Annotated in this window: 4 protein-coding genes; all 4 read left to right on the forward strand. The window is 68.8% G+C overall.

All coding sequences use genetic code 11. From position 1 onward, the window contains the following. Positions 1–1,552: thiamine phosphate synthase (gene thiE, locus Q0248_RS03195; RefSeq protein WP_299319665.1), on the forward strand; the 1,552-nt coding region annotated here is incomplete at its 5' end. Beyond that, entirely contained in the window at positions 1,540–2,304 is a 765-nt protein-coding gene (locus Q0248_RS03200; protein ID WP_299319667.1) for a thiazole synthase, read from the forward strand. The genes thiE and Q0248_RS03200, both read left to right, overlap by 13 nt. A gap of 12 nt (positions 2,305–2,316) precedes the next feature. After that, positions 2,317–3,432 carry a 2-iminoacetate synthase ThiH gene (gene thiH / locus Q0248_RS03205; protein ID WP_299319670.1) on the forward strand — a complete coding sequence of 372 codons (1,116 nt, stop codon included), beginning with the start codon at positions 2,317–2,319 and terminating at the stop codon, positions 3,430–3,432. Next, on the forward strand, positions 3,423–3,582 hold a 160-nt coding region (locus Q0248_RS03210; protein WP_299319674.1), incomplete at its 3' end, for a ThiF family adenylyltransferase. The genes thiH and Q0248_RS03210, both read left to right, overlap by 10 nt.

Below are 3,582 nucleotides of genomic sequence, written 5' to 3' on the forward strand. Positions count from 1 at the left end.
GGGGCACTTCCTCCGTCTGGGCTTCGCGGGCGTGGCGAGCCTCGGCTACTGGCAGGGGCTCTCGCTCGAGGAGCTTCCCGAGGCGCTGAGACGCCTCTGTGCCCCACGCCTCCTGCTCTGCGGCGGGCTCGACCCCACAGGCGGGGCGGGCATCACGGCCGACCTCAGCCATGCCCAGCGCCTCGGCGCGGAGAGCTACAGCCTCATCACGGCCGTCACGAGTCAGGACGCGGAGCACTTCTACGGCCTCACGCCGCTGGGGGAGGAGGAGCTCCGCGGGCAGCTGCGGAGCCTCGAGGCACTGCCTCCGCCCGAGGTGGCCAAGATCGGCCTCGTAGCCTCGCTGGAGCAGCTGCGGATGCTCGCGGGGCTCATCCGCGCCCGCTACCCGCACTGCCTCATCCTCTGGGACCCCATCCTACGCAGCAGCTCGGGCTATCAGCTCCTCCCGACGCCGACTGCTGAGGAGCTGGAGGCGGCACTGCGGGAGGTGGACCTCCTACTGCCCAATGCCTACGAGCAGCGTCAGCTCCTCGGGGAGCTTAGCCCCGCCGAGGCCGCCGGCCGCTGGCACTGCACGCTGATCTGTAAGGGCGCTCGCCCGAGCACCGACCTTGTCCCCAGCCTAGGAGCAGGGCAGGACACGAAGGCAGGAGAGGACACTCCGACAGGACAGCACGCCGAGCCGCTCCCTAGTGCCGCCTACATCACCGACCTCGGCTACACGCCCGAGGGCCAGTGTATAGCCAGCTGCTGCCCACCTGCGGGCACCGACCGCCACGGCACGGGCTGCCTCTATGGCACGGAGCTTGCCCTAGCGCTGGCCTCGGGGCTCGGCCTCGAGACCGCTATGCGGCGCGCCCAGCGTGCGGTGAGCCACTCCCGCCAGGGACTAAGGCCACCTGCCGCACGGCCTCGCCCGACGCTGGGGCGGCGTATGTTCGTCACCCACGGCAGCACGCCCGAGGAGCTCCTGCTGCAGACCGAGCGTGTGCTGAGCCTTGGCCTCAGCGACCTCGTGGAGCTACGGATGAAGGAGGCCAGCGCGCCCCTAAGGGAGGCCGCAGCCCGCCAGCTGCTTAGCCTCTGCCGTAGCTACGGCGTCCCACTGCTGATCAACGACGACGTGGAGCTGGCCTTCCGCATCGCCGCCGACGGCGTGCACCTCGGGCAGCAGGATTGCCCTCCCGAGCGCGCCCGTCAGCTGCTGGGGCCCGAGGCCCTCATCGGCCTGACCTGCAATGACGCCCTCCAGCTCGAGCGCGCCCTCCAGCTCCCCATCGACTACATAGGCCTCGGCCCCTGCCACTACACCGAGACCAAGCAGCGCCTAGCGCCCATCCTCGGGCACGAGGGCTACCGCCGCCTCCAGCTCCACGACTACCCGCTGCCCGTCTACGCCATAGGCGGCATCGAGCCCCAGGAGGAGCCCGAGCTGCGCGCCCTCGGCCTGTACGGCATCGCCATGAGCCGCTCCCTACTTCGATCCACGGGGGAGGGCAAGCCCCCCTACCCCACAGACCTACTAGACCCTAGACCATGCTTACCATAGCTGATAAGACCTTCCACAGCCGGCTATTCCTCGGGACGGGCAAGTTCGCCTCCTCCCAGCAGATGGCCGAGGCCGTCCGCGCCTCGGGCAGCCAGCTCGTGACCCTCGCCCTCAAGCGCCTCGAGCTCGACCGCCCCGAGAGCGATAGTCTCCTAAGCCCCCTGCTCACGGAGGGGCTTAGCCTCCTGCCCAATACCAGCGGCGCACGCACCGCACGCGAGGCCATCCTAGCGGCCGAGCTCAGCCGTGAGGCGCTCCAGACGAACTGGCTCAAGCTCGAGATCCACCCCGACCCACGCTACCTCATGCCCGACCCCATAGAGACGCTGGAGGCCGCGACGGAGCTCGTACGCCGTGGCTTCGTCGTCCTGCCCTACGTGCAGGCCGATCCCGTGCTCTGCAAGCGCCTCGAGGAGGCAGGCTGCGCCACCGTCATGCCGCTGGCCGCCCCTATAGGGAGCAACCGCGGACTCGATACCCGCGAGCTCCTGCGCATCATCATCGCCGAGAGCAGCATCCCCGTCGTCGTGGATGCGGGCCTAGGCAGCCCGAGCCACGCCGCCGAGTGCATGGAGCTGGGCGCGGACGCTGTGCTCGTGAATACCGCCATAGCTACCGCCCAGGACCCCGTAGCCATGGCCGAGGCCTTCCGCCTGGGCGTTGAGGCAGGACATAAGGCCTATGAGGCGCGCCTCGCACCCCAGCGTAGCTTCGCCCAAGCCTCCTCGCCGCTGACCGCCTTCCTCTCGTGAGCCCTGCCGACGATGATACCGACGAGTGCCTACGACTACCTGCAGCGCTATGACTTCGGTCGGCTGCAGGAGGCGATCTATAGCCAGCGCCCCGCCGACGTAGAGCGTGCGCTGAGCCGCCCCCACCGCGAGCTGACGGACTTCCTTGCCCTCATCTCGCCCGCAGCAGAGGCCTACCTCGAGCCTATGGCTGAGGAGGCTAGGCGCCTGACCCTCGAGCGCTACGGCCGCACCCTGCAGCTCTATCTACCCCTCTACCTATCTAATGTGTGCTCCAATAGCTGCGTGTACTGCGGCTTCAGCGTCGAGCACCACATACGCCGCCGTCGGCTGACGCTCGCCGAGATCGACCGCGAGGTAGCGGCCATCAAGGAGCTGGGCTTCCGCCACCTGCTGCTGGTGAGCGGCGAAGACCTGCGCGCCAGCTCCTGGCGCTACTACCTCGAGGTGGCGAAGCACCTACGTCCGCACTTCGCCCAGCTCTCGCTGGAGGTGCAGCCGCTCGAGACGGAGCAGTACGCCGCCCTAGGAGAGGCGGGCATCAGCTACGTCTGCGTCTATCAGGAGACCTACCACGAGGCGGCCTACCCTAAGTATCACCTCCAGGGGAAGAAGGCCGACTATCGCTACCGCCTCGAGACGCCCGACCGCATCGCCCAGGCGGGCATCCCCAAGATCGGCCTGGGCGCCCTCTTGGGGCTCGAGGAATGGCGCACCGACAGCGCCTTCACGGCCCTACATCTGGACTACCTCAAGCACCGCTACCGCCAGACTCGCTACTCCGTCTCCCTCCCACGCCTCAGGCCCGCCGTCGGGGGCTACGACCCCGCCTACCCCATCGATGACCGCGGCGTGCTGCAGCTGATCCTAGCCTACCGCCTACTGGATCCGCATCTGGAGATCTCGCTCTCGACGCGCGAGTCGGAGACCTTCCGCAACCATGTCCTCCCGCTGGGCATCACGAGCATGAGCGCGGGGAGCCACACCGAGCCCGGGGGCTACGCCGAGCAACATGAGGATCTGGAGCAGTTCGCCATCGCCGACAGCCGCAGCCCCGCCGAGTTCGTAGCCTACCTGCGCTCTGTCGGCTACGAAGCCGTATGGAAGGATTGGGACAGCTGGCTCTAGCGGCGGGGCGAGGGGGCGAAGGCTGGACGGACGAGGCCGCCGAGCGCTACCAGCGGCAGCTCCTCCTCCCCGAGCTCGGACTGGAGGGACAGCAGCGCCTCAGCAGCGCGCGGGTGGCGGTCGTCGGGGCGGGCGGACTGGGCTCCACCC

Source organism: uncultured Porphyromonas sp. (assembly GCF_938046015.1).
Classification (GTDB): domain Bacteria; phylum Bacteroidota; class Bacteroidia; order Bacteroidales; family Porphyromonadaceae; genus Porphyromonas.